The sequence below is a fragment of the Nonomuraea zeae genome, from assembly GCF_005889725.1.
GTDB lineage: Bacteria > Actinomycetota > Actinomycetes > Streptosporangiales > Streptosporangiaceae > Nonomuraea > Nonomuraea zeae.
Genome location: NZ_VCKX01000090.1, coordinates 10,814 through 27,947, shown reverse-complemented (window position 1 = coordinate 27,947; position 17,134 = coordinate 10,814). Strand labels below are relative to the sequence as shown.

Annotated in this window: 14 protein-coding genes and 1 pseudogene; 6 read left to right on the top strand and 9 right to left on the bottom strand. The window is 70.7% G+C overall.

Annotated elements, in window-relative coordinates:
• Positions 1–84: 84 nt before the first annotated feature.
• Positions 85–888 carry an SAM-dependent methyltransferase gene (locus ETD85_RS27230; protein WP_138692617.1) on the bottom strand — a complete coding sequence of 268 codons (804 nt, stop codon included), beginning with the start codon at positions 886–888 and terminating at the stop codon, positions 85–87.
• 99 nt (positions 889–987) lie between these two features.
• Between ETD85_RS27230 and ETD85_RS27225 the strand changes: the two genes are divergently transcribed.
• Positions 988–1,737 carry a helical backbone metal receptor gene (locus ETD85_RS27225; RefSeq protein ID WP_138692616.1) on the top strand — a complete coding sequence of 250 codons (750 nt, stop codon included), beginning with the start codon at positions 988–990 and terminating at the stop codon, positions 1,735–1,737.
• Between the two features lie 73 nt (positions 1,738–1,810).
• Here the strand turns inward: ETD85_RS27225 and ETD85_RS27220 are convergent, their stop codons facing one another.
• The 4 genes from ETD85_RS27220 to ETD85_RS27205 all read right to left on the bottom strand — a co-directional run bounded on the left by ETD85_RS27220 (position 1,811) and on the right by ETD85_RS27205 (position 6,210).
• Positions 1,811–2,989 carry an ROK family transcriptional regulator gene (locus tag ETD85_RS27220; RefSeq protein WP_138692615.1) on the bottom strand — a complete coding sequence of 393 codons (1,179 nt, stop codon included), beginning with the start codon at positions 2,987–2,989 and terminating at the stop codon, positions 1,811–1,813.
• A gap of 3 nt (positions 2,990–2,992) precedes the next feature.
• Entirely contained in the window at positions 2,993–3,838 is an 846-nt protein-coding gene (locus ETD85_RS27215; protein ID WP_138692614.1) for a carbohydrate ABC transporter permease, read from the bottom strand.
• Positions 3,825–4,730 (bottom strand): carbohydrate ABC transporter permease, encoded by a 906-nt coding sequence (locus tag ETD85_RS27210; RefSeq protein ID WP_138692613.1) that lies wholly within the window; start codon positions 4,728–4,730, stop codon positions 3,825–3,827. The genes ETD85_RS27215 and ETD85_RS27210 overlap by 14 nt, the downstream gene beginning before the upstream one ends.
• Before the next feature lie 106 nt (positions 4,731–4,836).
• Positions 4,837–6,210, bottom strand: coding sequence for an ABC transporter substrate-binding protein (locus ETD85_RS27205; RefSeq protein ID WP_138692612.1), 1,374 nt, complete (start codon positions 6,208–6,210; stop codon positions 4,837–4,839).
• 497 nt (positions 6,211–6,707) lie between these two features.
• Here ETD85_RS27205 and ETD85_RS27200 point away from each other — a divergent pair, with 497 nt between their 5' ends.
• The 3 genes and pseudogenes from ETD85_RS27200 to ETD85_RS67565 all read left to right on the top strand — a co-directional run.
• Entirely contained in the window at positions 6,708–7,742 is a 1,035-nt protein-coding gene (locus tag ETD85_RS27200) for a zinc-binding dehydrogenase (protein WP_138692611.1), read from the top strand.
• Positions 7,739–8,524, top strand: a complete 786-nt coding sequence (locus tag ETD85_RS27195; protein WP_138692610.1) for a sugar phosphate isomerase/epimerase family protein — start codon at positions 7,739–7,741, stop codon at positions 8,522–8,524. The genes ETD85_RS27200 and ETD85_RS27195 overlap by 4 nt, the downstream gene beginning before the upstream one ends.
• A pseudogene (locus ETD85_RS67565) lies at positions 8,455–9,699 on the top strand (MGH1-like glycoside hydrolase domain-containing protein); the annotation flags it as partial. The gene ETD85_RS27195 and the pseudogene ETD85_RS67565, both read left to right, overlap by 70 nt.
• 9 nt (positions 9,700–9,708) lie before the next feature.
• Here the strand turns inward: ETD85_RS67565 and ETD85_RS27185 are convergent.
• Entirely contained in the window at positions 9,709–10,812 is a 1,104-nt protein-coding gene (locus ETD85_RS27185; protein ID WP_138692609.1) for a zinc-binding dehydrogenase, read from the bottom strand.
• Positions 10,796–11,770: a Gfo/Idh/MocA family protein gene (locus ETD85_RS27180; protein WP_138692608.1), complete on the bottom strand. Its 975-nt coding sequence runs from the start codon at positions 11,768–11,770 to the stop codon at positions 10,796–10,798. The genes ETD85_RS27185 and ETD85_RS27180 overlap by 17 nt, the downstream gene beginning before the upstream one ends.
• Positions 11,771–11,878: 108 nt before the next feature.
• Here ETD85_RS27180 and ETD85_RS27175 point away from each other — a divergent pair, with 108 nt between their 5' ends.
• Together ETD85_RS27175 and ETD85_RS27170 are read left to right on the top strand one after the other, a co-directional pair.
• Entirely contained in the window at positions 11,879–12,853 is a 975-nt protein-coding gene (locus ETD85_RS27175; RefSeq protein WP_138692607.1) for a glucosyl-3-phosphoglycerate synthase, read from the top strand.
• Positions 12,850–13,965: a glycosyltransferase gene (locus ETD85_RS27170; RefSeq protein ID WP_138692606.1), complete on the top strand. Its 1,116-nt coding sequence runs from the start codon at positions 12,850–12,852 to the stop codon at positions 13,963–13,965. The genes ETD85_RS27175 and ETD85_RS27170 overlap by 4 nt, the downstream gene beginning before the upstream one ends.
• A gap of 46 nt (positions 13,966–14,011) precedes the next feature.
• On the opposite strand, the gene ETD85_RS27165 is transcribed toward ETD85_RS27170, so the two are convergent.
• Both ETD85_RS27165 and ETD85_RS27160 read right to left on the bottom strand, forming a co-directional pair.
• Positions 14,012–16,372, bottom strand: coding sequence for an ABC transporter permease (locus ETD85_RS27165; protein ID WP_138692627.1), 2,361 nt, complete (start codon positions 16,370–16,372; stop codon positions 14,012–14,014).
• Positions 16,372–17,103, bottom strand: coding sequence for an ABC transporter ATP-binding protein (locus ETD85_RS27160; RefSeq protein ID WP_170246857.1), 732 nt, complete (start codon positions 17,101–17,103; stop codon positions 16,372–16,374). The genes ETD85_RS27165 and ETD85_RS27160 overlap by 1 nt, the downstream gene beginning before the upstream one ends.
• Positions 17,104–17,134: the final 31 nt, after the last annotated feature.

The following is a 17,134-nucleotide window of genomic DNA, read 5'->3' as shown; positions in this document are numbered from 1 at the left end:
GCCGGACCCGCAGGTAGCCCCGCCCGGCCTCCGCCGCAGAGCCCGACCCGCACGGGTCCGGCTCTGGGCGGAGTGCCTCCCGGCTCAGCTCATCCTGCCCACGCCGCACAGGAGCAGCGACGACTCGGGGCCGCTGGCGAAGTCGATCAGGTCGGCCTGCTCGGGATGCCACTCGGGCAGCCAGACGACCCCCGGCTCGACCAGCTCGAACCCCTCGAACAGCGCGGTGATCCCGGCCCGGCCGCGCAGCGTGAGCGGGAGACCGGCCCGCCGGTAGACCTCGGTGGCCTTTTCGACGGCGGCGGCGCGGGCGTCGCTGGTGCCATGGGAGACGACCAGGTGGCTGCCCGGCGCCAGGGCGTCACGCAGGCTCGCGACGACCTCCTGAGGGCGGTCGGACTCGGTGAGGTAGTGCATGACCGCCAGCAGCAGCACGCCGACGGGACGGTTGAAGTCGATCACCCGCGTCACGTCCGGATTTTTCAGGATCTGGTGAGGCTCGCGGAGGTCGCCCTCGACGACGGTCGTGTCACCGTGCCCGGCCAGCAGCGCCCTGCCGTGCACCAGCACCACCGGATCCCGGTCCACGTAGACCACCCGCGCGTCCTGGTGCACCTTCCCGGCGACCTCGTGCACGTTGCTCTGCGCCGGCAGCCCGGTGCCGATGTCGAGGAACTGCGTGATGCCGGCCTCGGCGAGGAAGCGGACGGCCCGCGCCAGAAACGCCCGGTTCGCCCGAGCCGCCGCCCGTAACTCGGGAGCCACTTTCAGGATCTTCTCCGCCGCCACCCGGTCGGCGGGGAAGTGGTCCTTGCCGCCGAGGTAGTAGTCGTAGAGCCGGGCCGCGTTGGGTGTGCGCGGATCGAAGCCTGGTGACTCTCGCTCCAACCGTCAATCCCCCGATCACGAGTTAATGATCTTTGTCGTGGATTCTACGGATCTATACCGACATCCCGTCGCGGTTACGCGCAGATCTAGGCTGCTGGTGTGGACGACGACACCGGTGTGCCCGTGAAGATCCCCGAGACCGTGCGGCGGATCGTCTCCCTCGTGCCGTCACTGACCGAGTCGGTGGCGGCGACGGTGCCCGAGGCGCTGGTGGGGGCGACGGACTGGTGCTCGCACCCGGCCGGCCTGGACGTGGCCAGGGTCAGGGGCACGAAGAACCCCGACCTGGACGCGATCAGGAAGCTCCGGCCCGACGTCGTCCTGGCCAACGCCGAGGAGAACCGCGCGCCCGACATCGAGGCCCTGCGCGCAGGGGGCGTACCGGTCTGGGTCACCAGGATCGAGACCCTGGAGCAGGCGTTCGCCTCGCTGGCGCGGATGTTCGCGCACGCGTGCCGCACCGGCAGGCCGGAGTGGCTGGACGCGGCCGAGCGGGCGTGGCGCGCGCCCGCCGCGGGCCCGCGGCGCACGGCGGTCATCCCGATCTGGCGGCGGCCCTGGATGGTGGTGGGGCGCGACACGTTCACCGGGGACGTGCTCAGGCACCTCGGCGTGGACAACCTGTACGCGGGCCACGCGGAGCGCTACCCCAAGATCGCGCTGGCCGAGCTGGCCGAGCGGCGTCCCGACCTCGTGGTGCTGCCTGACGAGCCCTACGCCTTCACGCGGGACGACGGCCCCGAGTCCTTCCCCGGCCTGACCTGCGCCCTGGTGAGCGGGCGGCTGCTCACCTGGTACGGTCCCTCGCTCGTGGACGCGCCCGCTCTCCTGCGACAGTCCCTCGCCTGACGGGACCGCCCGCCTGCACGGGCGCGGGCTCGCCCGATGGCCTCGGCGGCGCGCGAGCTGAGCCAGCCGCGTCTCACCCGACGGCGTCGGTCTTCGTGCGCCTGCCCGGCCCGGAGCCGGCCAGGGCGGCGTCCACGGAGGCGGGGGAGAGCACGTGCTCCATGACGATCACCGCCATCCCCACGATCCCCGCCCGGCCGCCCAGCGAGGTCGTGACGATCTCCAGGTTCCTGGTCGTGTACGGCAGGCTGCGCCGGTAGACGCTCTCCCTGATCCCGGTCAGGTAGTGCTCCCGGGTCTCCGCCATGTCCCCGGCCAGCACCAGCACGCCGGGGTTGAGCAGGCTGACCGCCGTGGCCAGCACGATGCCCAGCGTGCGGCCCGCCTCCTGCACGCGCGCGATGGCCTCCGGGTCGCCCGCCTGGACCAGGCGCAGCACGTCACGGCTGGACTGCTGCCCCAGGTCGCCGGCCAGCGCGTGGCCGCTGGCCAGCGAGGCCACGCAGCCGCGCGAGCCGCAGGTGCAGACCCGGTCGTCGGTCTCGCGCAGGCGTACGTGCCCGATGTTCCCCGCGGCCTCCTCGACGCCCCGGTAGATCTGCCCGTCGAGCACGATGCCGGTGCCGATCCCGGTCGACACCTTGATCAGGACCAGCGAGTCGGTCCGCCGCCAGGACGACCACCACTCGCCCAGCGCCATCGCGTTGGCGTCGTTCTCGACCAGGATGGGCACGTCGTACGTCGCGCCGATCGCCGCGCCCACCGGATGGTCGTCCCACCCTGGCATCAGGAACGACCTGATCACCCGGCCGGTGGTGTGGTCCACCGAGCCGGGCAGGTCCAGGCCGATGCCGCACACCTCGCGGGCCGGCCGCCCGACCCGGTCCAGCATCCGCTGGAACGCCTGGCGCACCCACGACAGGACCGCGTCGGGGCCGAGCTCGATGCGCATCTCGGTGCTCTCCTCGACCATCGGCCGGGCGGCCAGGTCGGTCAGCGCCACCCTGGCGTGCGTGGCGCCCAGGTCGGCCACCAGCATCAGGCGCCGGGTGGCGTCGACGTCCAGCACCGAGGGCGGCCGCCCGCCCCCGGAGGTGCCGACCCCGGACTCGTGGATGTATCCGGCGTCGATGAGCCGGTCGACCCGGTCGGTGATCGTCGACCGGGACAGGCCGGTGTACTCGATGAGTTCTTTGCGCGTACGGCAGGAGCCATTGCGGATGAGCTGGAGGATCTGCCCTGCCGTCAGCATGATCTATCCCTTCTCTGCTCCCGCCGTGAGCCCCTCCGTCAGCAGTCGCTCACTGGCGAAGAACACGATCACGATGGGCAACGTCAGCACCACCGATCCTGCCATCAGGACCGTCGTCGGGATCTCTATGCTCCCCGCCAGCTGAGAGAGCCCCAGGGAGACCGTCCAGCTCTCCCTCCGCTCCACGAGGAAGAGCAGGGCGAACAGGAACTCGTTCCAAGCGATCATGAACGCGTAGAGGCCGGTGGCCATCAGCGCGGGCTTGGACAGCGGCAGCACCACCCGCCAGATGGTGGACAGTCTCGTGCATCCGTCGATCGCGGCCGCTTCCTCCACGCTTTGCGGCACGGTCTCGAAGTAGTTGCGGAGCATGTATACCGTGACCGGCACCGTCTGCGCGATATAGACGAGGATCAAGCCGACCAGAGAGCCGCGCAGCCCGAGCATCGTGAAGAGCACGAACAACGGGATGGCCAGCACGATCGCCGGGAACAGGTACACCGCCAGGAACAGGAAGTGCACCTGCCGCCGCCCGAAGAAACGCAGCCGGGCGACCGCGTACGCGCCGGGGATCGAGATCAGCAGCGTGACCGCCACGGAGGCGACCGCGATGATCGCGCTGTTCTTGAGGAAGGTCAGGAACCCCTGCCTGGTCAGCACGTCCACGTAGGTGTCCAGGGTGAACCTGCGGGGCCAGAGCGAGCCCGGCTCCAGGATGAGCTCCTGGATGTCGCGCACGGACAGCATCACCATGTAGAAGAACGGGAACGCGGTGATCAGGAACAGGAAGAGGATCACCAGCGGCTTGAGCACCTTGAGCAGCCCGCGCTCGAACCTATCTCTGCTCATTCGCGCCTCCCGCGAAGAACCGCAGGTAGATGGCCAGGAAAACGACCAGGAAGATCGCCAGTACGATCGCCTGCGCCGCCGAGGCGCCGATGTCGTCACGCGCGGTCAGGAAGTTGTAGACCCGCACGCTGACCACCTCCGTCCCGGCCCCGCCGCCGGTGAGCAGGTAGACGTCGTCGAACTTGGTGAAGGTGAACACGAACCGCAGCACCGACAGCAGCGCGATGATCCGCCAGAGCTGCGGCATGATCACGTAGCGGAAGCGCTGGGTGGGCGTGGCCCCGTCCACCACCGCGGCCTCGTCCAGCTCCGCCGGCAGCGCCTGGAGCCTGGCCAGGATGAACAGGAACGCGAACGGGAAATACCGCCATGCCTCGAACGCGATCACCGTCAGCAGGGCGACCGGCACCTCCAGGCCGAGGAACTCGCCCTTGGCCTGGGTGAGGAACGCGATCGGCTCCTTGAGCCAGGAGTTCACGATGCCGTACTGGGGGTTGAGCATCGTCTCCCACAGGAACGCCACGGCCACGACCGGGGCCACGTACGGGACCAGGATCGAGGCCCTGATCAGGGTCCGGCCCCTGAACCTGTCGCGCAGCGCCAGCGCGGTCACCAGCCCGATCACGATCGACAACGCCGTCCCCGCGACGGTGTAGACGAGCGTGTTGACCAGGGACGTCCAGAAGCCGGGCTCGGAGATGACGTACGCGAAGTTCTCCAGCGTGTAGTGGCCGAAGACGCCCACCCGGCGGATGTTGATCAGCCGGACGTCCTGGAACGCCAGCATGATCGCCCACAGCAGCGGAAGCACCACCACGACCAGCGTGATGATCAGCGTGGGCGAGATGAGCGCCAGCCCAGCCCGCCCTTCCTGCTGACGGAGGGTTTTCATGGCCTCACTCCGTGAGGCGGGCTCGGTCGCCTCATGCCGCCGTCTTCCCCCGCTGTGGTCGCTTCGCTCCCGCCGCTCCTCCAGACGACGGCACTCCCTCGCCGGGTCACTGCCGGATCCCGCGTTTGATGGTTTCGACGTCGGTTTTGGCTTGGGTGGCGGCGGCCTGTGGGGTCAGGGAGCCGTCGACGACCGCGCTCAGCGCCTTGGGTACGGGCAGCTCGCCCATCGTGGCGCCGACCAGCTTGCCCTGCCCCTGCGGGATGCCCCAGCGGGCGAAGGTGTCAGGGCTCTTGCGCAGGGCGTCGAGCACGTCGGCCGGGTAGACGTCGGCCAGCGGCTTCTTGGAGTCGACTCCGGCGGGCAGCTTGTTCCACTTGTCCTCGAAGCCCTTGCGGGCCGGGAACTTGCCCTCCGGCGCCATCCCGATCCAGCGCTCGTAGCCCTCGTTCATCATGTACGAGATGAACTTGGCCGCCGGATCCTTGGCGGCGTCCCGCGTGACCACCCACGAGACGATCTCGCCGTATTGTGCGGGCGCGCTCCCGTCGGGCCCCTTGAGCGCGGTGACCACGCCGGTGTTCTTGGCCAGCCACTCGGGGTCCGCGCGGCACTCCTGGCAGCTCGGCAGCGCGTCTTTCCGCAGCCCCGCCATCTCGTCCAGGATGAACGACGACCAGATCATCATGGCGGCCTTGCCGGAGAAATAGGTGGCTCTGGTGGAGTCGACGTCCTGCTTGCCCTTGACCGAGTAGCTCTTCGCGAGGTTCGCGTAGAACTCGAATGCTTTCGCGCACTGTGGCGAGTCAAGGGCGACATTTCCGGCGTTGTCGACCAGCTGGCACCCGTTCGCCAGCGCGACGTGCTCGAAGCTCTGCGCGGTGAACGAGTCCTTCGGCGCGATCGCCAGCGTGATGCCCGCGACCCCGCCCGTGTTGAGCTTGGCCGCCGCGGCCTGGAGGGCCTCGTACGTGTCCGGCGGCTGGAGCCCGGCCTTCTCGAACAGGTCCTTGCGATAAAGGATGAGCTGCGCCCACCCGTCGCTGGGCACCGCGAGCAGCTTGCCGCCCGAGGTGTCGAGCTCCAGGGCGCGCGGGGAGAACGAGTCCTTTCCGAGCTGTTCGACGACCTTGCCGGGCGTCTCGGTGTCGAGCAGGTCGTTGGCCTCCAGCTCGCGCACCGCCGACAGCGGCAGCGCCCCGATCACGTCGGGCAGGTCGTCGGCCGCCGCGGCGGCCGTCATCGTCTGGCTGAACTGGTCCTCGCCGACGCCGACCAGCTTCACCTGGATCCCGGTCTTCTTGGTGAACTCGGCGACAATCGTGTTCTGCACGGCCATTCGGTCGCCGAGGTTCTCCTCGGTCCAGACCGTGATCTGGTTGCTCGCGGACGGTTGCTCGCCACCGTCGTCGCCGCAGGCCGCCAGTGAGGCGGCGGCCAGCAGCGCGACGGAGAGGACGGCGGTTACCTTCTTCGGCATGGCACGCTCCTCTGATGGGGTTACGCCGCCCTTACCCCACGATCAGTTGGCGCAACGTGCGGTAGGCGATACCGAGACCGGTCTGTACCCAGTCCGTGCTGCCGATCCCGGCTGAGGTAAGCGTTCACCTGCATCCCTGCGCCAGGGCGCGGATTGCTCTGGCAGGGAACGATCGGGGAAAGCGCGAGTCCGCTCTACGCGAAATTTCGCCCGGCTGGATCACGTTCGCCTTCGCCGAAACGATCTACTCTGATGTGATTTCGGTCATCCGAAGCGCGGTGGCCGGCGGCTCCGGACGGCTCCGAAACCCCGGTGTCCAGGGTGGTGTGGTATGTCGGTAAGGTCGCTTTCCGGAAGACACGCTGTCAGAAACCCTAATTTCATCAGTCTCCTTCGGCGGAAGTCGTAGACTTAAGAGTGTTACGAGCGCAACTATCGTGTGCAAACAAGCACTAAATCTTTGACTTTTGTTTGATCAAAAAGCGTAAGTGTGGGGAATGCGCGTCATCACCTTCGAAGAGCCAGGCCAAGTCCGCGTCAGCCTGGAGTCGCCCGCCGATCTCGTGCCGGGCTCCGTACGCATCCGTACGCTCTACTCAGGAGTCTCAGCGGGCACCGAACTCACCGCCTATCGCGGCACAAATCCCTATCTCAGCAGCAAATGGGACACGGAACGCCGGCTCTTCGTCGAAGGGCAGACGCACGCGTACCCGCTGACCGGCTGGGGCTACCAGGAGGTCGGCGAGGTGGTGGAGGCGGCGCCCGATGTCGCCGACCCGCCCGTCGGCAGCCTCGTCTGGGGCATCTGGGGACACCGCGCCGAGGCCGTCGTCCCGGCGGAGAAGCTGGTCGGCCACGTGCTGCCGCCCGGCGCCGATCCCCTGACCGGCATCTTCGCCCGGGTGGGCGCCATCGCGCTCAACGCCGTCCACGCCGCCGACGTGCATCTCGGCGACCAGATCGCGATCTTCGGCCAGGGCGTCATCGGGCTGCTGGCCACCCGCATGGCCGTGCTCAGCGGCGCCAGGGTGGTCGCGGCCGACGCCATCCCCGACCGGCTGGAGCTGGCCAGGAGCTTCGGCGCGGCCGAGACGTTCGACGTGACCGCCGGGTCGGTGGCCGAGTTCATGCGCAAGCGCATCGACGGCGCCGACACCGTCATCGAGCTGAGCGGCAACCACCTCGGCCTGCACGAGGCGATCAGGACCGTCCGCAAGGGCGGCCGGGTCGTGGCCGCCGGCTTCTACCAGGGCGACGGCATCGGGCTCAGGCTCGGCGAGGAGTTCCACCACAACCAGGTCCAGCTCGTCTCCTCCCAGATCGGCGGCGTCGCCTCCTGGCTGGCCCACCGGTGGGACGTCGAACGGCTGCAGCGCACGTTCATGGAGCTCGTACACCGGGGCGAGGTCGACGCCGGTCGGCTCGTCTCCCACGTCATGCCCGCCGAGCGGGCCCAGGAGGCCTACGAACTGCTGGACAAGCACCAGTCCGAGGTGCTTCAACTCGTCTTCCGATTTGAGGAGTCACAGTGAAGCTCGCCGTACAGGAGCAGCTTCTGCCGGGACGCACGCTGCAGGAGAAGTTCGCGTTCGCGGTCGATGCCGGGTTCGACGCCATCGAGCTGCGGGGCAAGGGCGATTTCCACTTCGCGGGCCGCCTGACCGAGCTCAAGCGGGCGCTCGCCGACGGCGTGGTCATGCCGACGGTGTGCGTGGACATGCTCCATTTCATCGGCGACTTCGACCCGGCCAAGCGTAAGGACGCCATCCAGCAGCTCAGGTCGCAGCTCACGGTGATCGCCGAGCTGGGCGGCATCGGCGTCATGACCCCCGCCTCCTGGGGGCAGTTCTCGCGCCGGCTCCCGCCGTTCGAGCCGCCGCGCAGCCCGGAGGAGGACCGGGAGGTGCTGGCGGAGGCGCTCGGCATCCTCGGCGAGCACGCGCAGCGCAACGGCGTGCTGATCATGCTGGAGCCGCTCAACCGCTACGAGAACCACATGGTCAACTCGCTCGCCGACGCGGTCTCCTACTGCGCCATGGACTCGATCAGGGTCGTCGGCGACACCTACCACATGAACATCGAGGAGGACGACCCCTGCCGCTCGCTGGCCGAGGCCGCCCCCTACCTCGCGCACATGCAGATCAGCGAGTCCAACAGGAACCAGCCGGGCACCGGACACCTCGACTGGGGCGCGCAGCTCGCCACGCTCGACGCCGTCGGCTTCGACGGCTATCTCGCACTCGAATGCCGGCTTCGTGGCGAGCCCGAGATCGTTCTCCCCCAAACCGCAGCCTTCGTCAGGAAGTTTCTATGATCCTTCGCGACGCCGTGCGAGTCCTGGTGGCCAACTGGGACGGCAGCTACACGGTTCCCTCCCGTCGGCTCTATCCGCATCAGTGGAGCTGGGACTCCGCCTTCATCGCGATCGGCAACGCCCGCTGGGCACCGCGCAGGGCCAGGTCGGAGCTGCTCAGCCTGTTCGGCGCCCAGTGGCGCGACGGCCGGGTCCCGCACATCGTGTTCAACCCCGAGGTGCCGGAGGGCGCCTACTTCCCCGGGCCGGAGTTCTGGGAGTCGCGCGCGCCTTCGGGCTCGGCCACCTCCGGCATCGTCCAGCCCCCGGTCCACGCGCTGGCCGCCTGGAAGACGCACCTGTCCGAGCCCGATCCGGGGTTCCTGCGCCGGATCTACCCCAGGCTCGTGGCGCAGCAGGCGTTCCTGCGCACGGCCAGGCGCTCCGAGGAGGGCCTGATCTCGATCCTGCATCCGTGGGAGTCGGGCATGGACAACAGCCCGGCCTGGGACCTGCCGCTCAAGGCGATCCAGCCGGGCACGTCGGGGTTCGTCCGCAGGGATCTGGAGACGGTCAGCGCCGACGAGCGGCCCACCGACCGCGACTACGAGCGCTACGTCGCCATCGCCCGCGCCTACCGCGACTCGGGTTACCGCAGGCACGGCGGGTTCCAGGTCGAGGATCCGCTGTTCAACGCCGCGTACGGCAACGCGGAGGCCACCCTCGCCAGGATCGCGGAGGTGTGCGGCCTCGACCCCGAGCCCCACCGGCGCGAGGCGGCCGCGATCACCGAGGCCATGGTCGAGCACCTCTACGACGACGGTCTCTTCCACGCCCGCGACGTGCTCACCGGCTGCCTGATCCGCTCCCACAGCGCCGCCGGGCTGACCCCGCTCATGCTGCCCGACCTGCCGCGCGACATCGTCAACGCGCTGATCGGGACCGCGCTCGACCGGTTCGCGCTCAAGGACGGGATCCTGTCCAGCTACTCGCCGGCCGCCCCCGAGTTCAACGCCGCCCGCTACTGGCGGGGGCCGAGCTGGATCAACCTCACCTGGCTGGTCTGGCACGGGCTCAGGGACCGCCGCCCCGACCTGGCAGCCCCTCTCGCGAACGAGATGATCAACGCGGTCACGCGGGCCGGCTTCCGCGAGTATTTCGACCCGCTCACGCTGCGCGGTCACGGCTGCCGGGACTTCAGCTGGTCAGCCGCCCTCATCCTCGACGTGGTCGCAGAGCACGGCCTGGATGGCGTGGCGACGGCGAGCGGCGAGGTCGGTGAGCAGCTCAGGAGCGTCGGCGAACCCGACGAGGTCAGTGATCAGGTGCTCGCGTAGCGACCTGCCGCGCTCCCTGAGCAGGGTGATCGTCTCGTGCGAGAGCCGCTCCCTGTCCCAGGCGTGCGCCAGGCCCCTGGGCACCCTGCCGATCTGGGCGCAGCGCAGCGTCAGCCCGTTGTGGTGGAACTCCTCGCCGAGCCGCACCTCCTGGGCGCCCTGCGTGTAGAAGGCCAGATCGACCAGCGTGCCCTGGGGGCGCAGCAGCTTGAGCCCCAGCCCCAGTGCCCTGGCCTGGCCACGGCACTGGAAGACGACGTCGGCGCCGCGGTCGCCTGGGCCGTGCCGCCAGCGCCGCTTCAACGTCACCGCCGGGTCGTCGTCGGCGGCCAGGACGCCGGCGCCGAGCGCCTCGGCGGTCGCGAGCCTGGCCGGGGTCTCGTCCACCACCACGACCTCGGCCGCGCCGCAGGACATGGCGAAGCAGGCCGTCAGCAGCCCGACCACGCCCGCGCCGACCACCACGACCCGCCGGCCGCGCACGCCGTCCCCCAGGTGCCGCACGGCCGGGCCGTGCAGGTCGTGGGCGGCGTGCAGGAGGCCGTTCGCGCAGATGGGGCCCATGTGGGCCACGTAGACGCCGAGCACCGGGTCGAGGTCCTCCGGCAGCTCCACGAACCTGTCGGTCATCGGGTCCGCCACGTAGGCGGTGCGGTGCCCGTACGCCATCGCGACCAGCGCGCCCTCCTGGACCGCGCGCGTACGCGTCTCGACCACCAGGCCCACCTGCATGTAGCCGATGCCGCGCACGGGATAGCCCACCGACGGCGCGCCCTCCAGGAACAGGCCGAGCGACGGGTCCCAGGTCGAGGACAGGTAGGGATTGGTGCCCTTGACGTAGGTCAGCTCGGTGCCCGCGGAGACGCCGCTGTGCGTGGTCGCCACCATGAACCCGCCGTCGGGCAGGTCGGGCAGCTTCTCCTCCACCAGCGAGACCTGCCCCGGCCCCTCGATGCTAAGAATGGTGCTCATCGAGCATCACCGGCTTCCGTTCGACGGCGGACCGGGCGAGCGCCAGCGCCAGCCGGTGGGTCCGCAGAGCCTCACCGTACGGCACGCGCACGTCGGCGTCCTTGCCCTGCACGGCGTTGACGAACTCCCGGTCCACGCGCATCTTGGCCTGGCCGTCGTCCTCGATCACGCGTTCGCCGTCCACGAGCAGCCGCGTCTCGCTGAGCTCCAGCGCGATGCCGTCCGCGCACACCTCCAGGCCCACCCGGTGCTTGCGGGTGAGCAGGCAGGAGGTGGCGAGCAGGCCGGGCGCGCCGCCGGCGAAGCGCATGACCGCCGCCGTGGCCCGGTCCACCTCGCCGCGCACCTCTCTCGGGCCGTCGGCGGAGCCTTCCTCCTCGGCAGGTACGGCGTGCACCATCGTGACCTCGCCGACCAGGAGCCGAGCCAGGTCCAGCACGTGAACCGCCTGCTCGACGATCTGGCCGCCGGACATCGTGCGGTCGAGCCACCAGCTGACCGGAGGCACTTTATCGAGCCAGTGACCGAGCGCCAGGCGCACGGGACGGCCGGCGAGCAGGTCACGGGCCTGCTGAACGATGTCCAGGTAGCGCCAATGATGACCGACCGCGGACGGCAGGGATCTTTGCTCGATTTCGGACGCGATCATTTCTGCGGTTTGGAGGTCTAGCGAAAGCGGTTTTTCCACAAAAATCGGGAGATTACACGACAGAACGTCACGTTCCGGGTTACCGTGCGCGAAAGGAGGCACACAGACGTAGACAGCATCCAGACCGCCGGCATTGAGCAGGTCCGCATGGCCGCCATAAGCGGGGGCGCCATGCTTGGAGGCCAAGGCCTCGGCCCTGTGGGGATCGGTGTCGGCGATCCCAGCGATCGTGACATCGGGGAATCCGGACAGGACGTCGGCATGACGAGCGGCGATATTTCCGGCACCTATGATGCCGACACGGGTCATTGGGGACACAACCCGGCATATGCCACATCTAAGCGCGGCCAAACAGCAATGTTCAAACGCGCCTGATAAGGGCAGAAGTCGTGACCTCAAAAGATCGGGGCTGACTGCATGGAGATAGATCTGCGAGCCTTGGCCAGGGTTCAGGAGTGGTACGGCCCGCATTCGAGCACTGCGGCGGAATGGCCGGTGGACGCCTTAATGCCGGCCAAGGGGACCACGACGGTGAGCGTCGTGCTGCCTGCCCGTGACGAAGAGAGCACGGTAGGTGACATCGTCTCGGTGATCCGTCGTGACCTGGTCGAACGCGTGGCTCTGGTGGACGAGATCATCGTGGTCGATTCGAACTCGACCGACGCGACCGCGGAACGAGCGCGCGAGGCCGGCGCGCGGGTGGTGGCACAGGACGAGGTGCTGCCGCACCTGCCGCCGCTGACCGGCAAGGGCGAGGCCCTCTGGAAGGGGCTGGCGGCCTCCAGCGGCGACATCGTCGTGTTCGTGGACGCCGACCTGCGAAGTTTCGCGGCACATTACGTATCGGGGCTGGTGGGGCCGCTGCTGGTGAACAGCGACCTCCATTTCGTCAAGGCGACGTACGAACGGCCGTACATCGGGGAGGACGGGATCGTGCGGCGCGGCGCGGGTGGCCGCGTGACCGAGCTCGTCGCGCGGCCCCTGCTCAACATGTTCTGGCCGGAGCTGGCCGGCATCGCCCAGCCGCTCGGCGGCGAGTACGCCGCCAGGCGCGAGGTGCTCGCCCAGGTGCCGTTCGTCACCGAGTACGGCGTGGAGTTCGGGCTCCTCGTCGACCTGCTCCAGCTCGTCGGGCTGGACGCGATGGCCCAGGTGGACCTGGGACACCGCGCGCACACCCACCAGCCGGTGTCCGCGCTCGGCCGGATGGCCGGGCAGATCATGCTCACCGCCTGGTCCCGCCTCGAACGCCAGGGCCGCGTGCTGGCGTCGGAGCCGCCGGCGCAATCGCTCCTGCAGTTCGGGCTGGAAGGGCGGGCGGATCTGGTGGACGTGGCGGTGGCCGAGCGGCCTCCGCTCGCCTCCCTCGTCCTTGAGGAGGACGTGGTATGAGAGTTCTGGTGAACGCCGGCCCGTGGCTCCAGGTCCCGCCTCCCGGTTACGGCGGGATCGAGAACGTGGTCGCCACCCTCGTGCCGTGCCTGCGTGAGCGCGGCGTGAGCGTGGTCCTGGCCGCGGCCGGCACGAGCACACTCGAGGTCGACGAGCTGATCACCGCCTTCGACGAGGACCAGTTCACCGAGCTGCAGAAGCCGTACAACCAGGTCATGGGCATCGCGCACGCGCACCAGGCCCGCGTGGTCGCCGAGCTGCGCTCCCGCGACGACATCGACCTGGTGCACGACCACCTGGAGGTCGTCGGGCCGGGCGTGCTGTCCGCGTTCGGCGGGCCGCCCGTGCTGCACACCCTGCACTGGGACCTGCACAAGCATCCGGCGTTCTACGGCGCGTTCCCGCCGTCGATCGCGGTCAACGGCGTCTCGGAGTCGCAGCTCGCCCGCGCCCCGGAGGCGCTGCGCGCGGCCTCGCTCGGGGCCGTCTACCTCGCCACCCCGCTCGCCGATCGGGACCTGCGCGTCGAGCAGGGCGAGCACCTGATGGTCATGGGCCGCATCTGCGGGCTCAAGGGCCAGCACATCGCGGCCAGGATCTGCCAGAAGCTCGGGCTCCCGCTGGTGCTGGCCGGCCCGGTCTGCGGCCGCAACACCGCCGCGGAGCTGGACGTCGTGACCCAGAACCCCTATCACCCGCTGCACAGCCATCCGGACGTCCGCTACCACCTCGACCAGGTGTCCCGATACCTGGACGGGGATCTGGTCAGGTGGGTCGGCGCGGTGGGCGGGCCGGCCCGCGACCACCTCTACGCCTCGGCCCGCGCCGCCCTCTTCCCGATCCAGTGGGACGAGCCGGGCGGCACGGCCGTCGTCGAGGCCCTGGCGCTCGGCGTCCCGCCGGTGGGCCTGCGCCGCGGGTGCCTGCCGGAGATCATCGACCACGGCCGCACGGGCTTCCTGGCCGACACCGAGGAGGAGCTGGCCGAGTGGGTCCTGCGGGTGGACGAGCTGGACCCGGAGGAGTGCCGCCGCGAGGCCCGCCGCCGCTTCGCGCCGTCCGTGATGGCCGAGCGCTACCTGGAGCTGTACGACCAGGTGATCCGCCGCTGACCCCGGTCATCCGCCGCTGACCCCGGTCAGGCGGCGGAGACCCCGGTCAGGCGGTGGAGACCGCGTCGGCCGGCCGGGTCCTGAGCGCCAGGCGGGCGGGCAGGGCCGTGGCGGCCAGGGCCAGGGCGGCCGACGCGGCGAGCACCAGCGCGTACGCCACCGGCGGCACGTACGGCGTGGCCGACCCCGTCATCCCCGCCCCGAACGCCGACAGCGTCACCCACGAGATCGCCGTGCCCGCGACCGCGGCGGTCAGCACCGCGCAGAGCGTCTCCAGGCGCAGCATGCGCAGGATCTGACGCGGGGTGGTGCCGGCCAGCCGCAGCACGGCCAGCTCCTTCGACCGGCCCGACGTGGCCATGGCGAGGGTGTTGACCACGGCGATCGCGGTGAAGGCGATGATCAGGCCCAGCGCGACGAACGTCACCTGCGGGTTCGCCGCGCTGACCTCGGCGGCCTGGGCCCGGTCGAGCACGACCGAGCCGGGCACCGCCGCGGCGAGCGCGTCCCCGGTCAGCGTGGGGGCCGAGACCAGGAGGGTGCCCGCGGGGTCGTCCACGTGGCCGGCGACGAGCTCGTAGGGGAGGGTCAGGTCCCCGAAGCCCAGGCCGCGGGTGTAGACGGCGGCGACGCCGAGGGTGGCGGGGGTGCCGTCGCCGAGCGTGAGGCGCACCTGGCCGCCGACCGCGAGGCCGAGCCCGTCGGCCGCCGTCCGGCTGAGCGCGACCGAGCCCGCGCCGAACCCCTTCATCGACCCGCTGACGACGCCCAGATCGATCGTGCGGGGGTCGTAGGCGACGGCCTGGGCGGCGTACTTGGTCAGGCCGACCCTGACCGAGGTGCGCAGGACCGGGGTGACGGCCTCGACCCCGGGGACCCTGGCGACGGCGGACGCGGACGCGGCCGCCCCGGGGAGCACGTGGCCGGCCAGGCTGCCCGCGTCGGCCTGCTCCTGCGCCGCGTGCCCCGCCGTGGTCTGGGCGAACAGGATCGTGCACGTCATCGCCACCATCAGGGTCAGCGGCGACAGCACGGCGGCCAGCCCCTTCGGCGCGGCCCGCAGGCTCCTGGCGGCGAGGTAGCCGCTCACCCCGGTGCCGCGCAGGGGGAGCGCCCTCACCACGGCCCTGGCGACCAGCGGGCCGAGCAGCGCGAGGGAGATCGTCCAGACCAGGGCGGTCAGCATGGTCACCGGCGTGGCCGCGGCCTCGGTGCTCAGCCCGGACAGGACGAGCGTGAGCACCGCGCCGCCGGCGGCGGCCGCCAGCCCGGCCGCCAGCCGCGGCCAGGGCAGCCGCCCGCGATCCAGCGCGGCCTCGCCGAGTGCCTCCACCGGCCGGATCCGGGCCAGGCGGCGGGCGGAGACCCGCGCCGCGACCCAGGCCGCGCCGACCGTGGCCGGCAGCGCCACGAAGGCGGGGAACGGGCTGACGACCAGCCGCAGGTTCGCCGGGGTCGCGCCCAGCGCCACGAACGTCGAGTGCAGCCAGAGCCCCAGTCCCAGCCCCGCCGCCGAGCCGAGCACCCCGGCCGCCACGCCGACCAGCAGCGCCTCTCCGCCGACCAGCGCGCGCACCTGCCTGGGCGTCGCGGCCACGGCCCGCAGCAGGGCGATCTCCCGCTGGCGCTGCTGGATGGACAGCGCGAACGTGCCCACCACCACGAGGATCGCGACCAGCAGCGAGGTGCCGGCCAGCGCGCCGCCCATGCTGATCAGCTTGACCCGCGCCTGCTCGGCGTCGAGGAACTCCAGCCGGCCACGCTCGTCACCGGTGTACAGCACGGCTCCCTCCGGGGCCTCGGCGAGCCCGGGGAAGACGCCGGCGGCGCTGACCTGGCCGGGACGCCCGGCCAGGCGGCGCGCCTCCGCGGTGCTGAAGAACACGGTGTCCTGGCTCGGCAGGGCCTGCGCCGTGACGCCCACGACCTGGTGGCCGCGCAGCCGCGCGCCCACCGCCAGCCCGGCGCGGGCGTCCACGACGATCTCGCCGGCTTCGCGCGGCTCCCGCCCCTCGGCGATCGTGAACGGGGTCAGCGCGGCCGACTCCCACCCGTGCCCGGTGTACTCCCCGAACGGGAACGTCACCTCGGTGATCACCTTCGACACGCTGGGCGTGCCCTTGAGCGCCGCCACGACCGAGCCGGGCAGCCAGGCCCGCTCGGTCAGCGGCTTGGCCTTCGTCTTGGTCTTGCCGTCGCCCTTGTCGACGCTCTCGCGGACGAACTGGTCGGCCGCCACGATCGCGGGCGCACCCGCGTACCGCTCGGGGGCGACCGACCCGCGCAGCCCGGTCTCCAGCAGCATCAGGCACGCCGACACCAGCGCGGCGGCGCACAGCAGCGCCACGAACGCCCCCGCGAAGGCGCCCTTGCGGTGGCGCAGCGTCTTCAGCGCGAATCCGATCATCACTTCCACGCTCCAAGCCCGGTCATCCGCTCGGCGACCTTCTCGGGGGTCGGGGCGGTCATCGAGTCCACGATCCGGCCGTCGGCCAGGAACAGCACGGTGTCGGCGTACGAGGCGGCCAGCGGGTCGTGGGTGACCATCACCACCGTCTGGCCCATGCCGTCCACCACCTCGCGCAGCAGGCGCAGCACGTCGCGCGCGGTCATGGTGTCCAGCGCGCCGGTCGGCTCGTCGCCGAACACCACCTCGGGCCGGGTGACCAGCGCCCTGGCGATGGCGACCCGCTGCTGCTGGCCGCCGGAGAGCTGGGCGGGCCGGTGACCCGCGCGCCCTTCGAGGCCGACCCTGCGCAGGATCTCCGCCAGCCAGCCCTGGTCCACGCGGGTGCCTGACAGCCGGAGCGGGAGGGTCACGTTCTCGACCACGTCGAGTGCGGGGACCAGGTTGAACGCCTGGAACACGAAGCCGACCCGCCGCCTGCGCAGCTCGGTGAGCTCGCTCTCGCCGAGGTTCGCCAGCTCCGTGTCGCCGAGCCGGACCGAGCCGGACGAGGGCACGTCCAGCCCGGCCGCGCAGTGCAGGAACGTGCTCTTGCCCGAGCCCGACGGCCCCATCACGGCCGTGAACGTGCCGCGCGGGATCCCGGCCGAGACCTCCCGCAGGGCGGCGACCGCGCCCTGGCCCTTCCCGTACACCTTGCTCACGGCGTTCAGCCGCACCACGTCTGTCATGTCTCCAAGCCTGCTGACCTGCGCGCCCGCC

What these genes read in the sequence shown, in the direction of transcription:
- ETD85_RS27215 (WP_138692614.1), bottom strand. Translation starts at nt 3,838, where the DNA reads ATGAGCAGAGATAGGTTCGAGCGCGGGCTGCTCAAGGTGCTCAAGCCG.
- ETD85_RS27205 (WP_138692612.1), bottom strand. Translation starts at nt 6,210, where the DNA reads ATGCCGAAGAAGGTAACCGCCGTCCTCTCCGTCGCGCTGCTGGCCGCC.
- ETD85_RS27220 (WP_138692615.1), bottom strand. Translation starts at nt 2,989, where the DNA reads ATGCTGACGGCAGGGCAGATCCTCCAGCTCATCCGCAATGGCTCCTGC.
- ETD85_RS27160 (WP_170246857.1), bottom strand. Translation starts at nt 17,103, where the DNA reads ATGACAGACGTGGTGCGGCTGAACGCCGTGAGCAAGGTGTACGGGAAG.
- ETD85_RS27165 (WP_138692627.1), bottom strand. Translation starts at nt 16,372, where the DNA reads ATGATCGGATTCGCGCTGAAGACGCTGCGCCACCGCAAGGGCGCCTTC.
- ETD85_RS27170 (WP_138692606.1), top strand. Translation starts at nt 12,850, where the DNA reads ATGAGAGTTCTGGTGAACGCCGGCCCGTGGCTCCAGGTCCCGCCTCCC.
- ETD85_RS27185 (WP_138692609.1), bottom strand. Translation starts at nt 10,812, where the DNA reads ATGAGCACCATTCTTAGCATCGAGGGGCCGGGGCAGGTCTCGCTGGTG.
- ETD85_RS27175 (WP_138692607.1), top strand. Translation starts at nt 11,879, where the DNA reads ATGGAGATAGATCTGCGAGCCTTGGCCAGGGTTCAGGAGTGGTACGGC.
- ETD85_RS27180 (WP_138692608.1), bottom strand. Translation starts at nt 11,770, where the DNA reads ATGACCCGTGTCGGCATCATAGGTGCCGGAAATATCGCCGCTCGTCAT.
- ETD85_RS27200 (WP_138692611.1), top strand. Translation starts at nt 6,708, where the DNA reads ATGCGCGTCATCACCTTCGAAGAGCCAGGCCAAGTCCGCGTCAGCCTG.
- ETD85_RS27210 (WP_138692613.1), bottom strand. Translation starts at nt 4,730, where the DNA reads ATGAAAACCCTCCGTCAGCAGGAAGGGCGGGCTGGGCTGGCGCTCATC.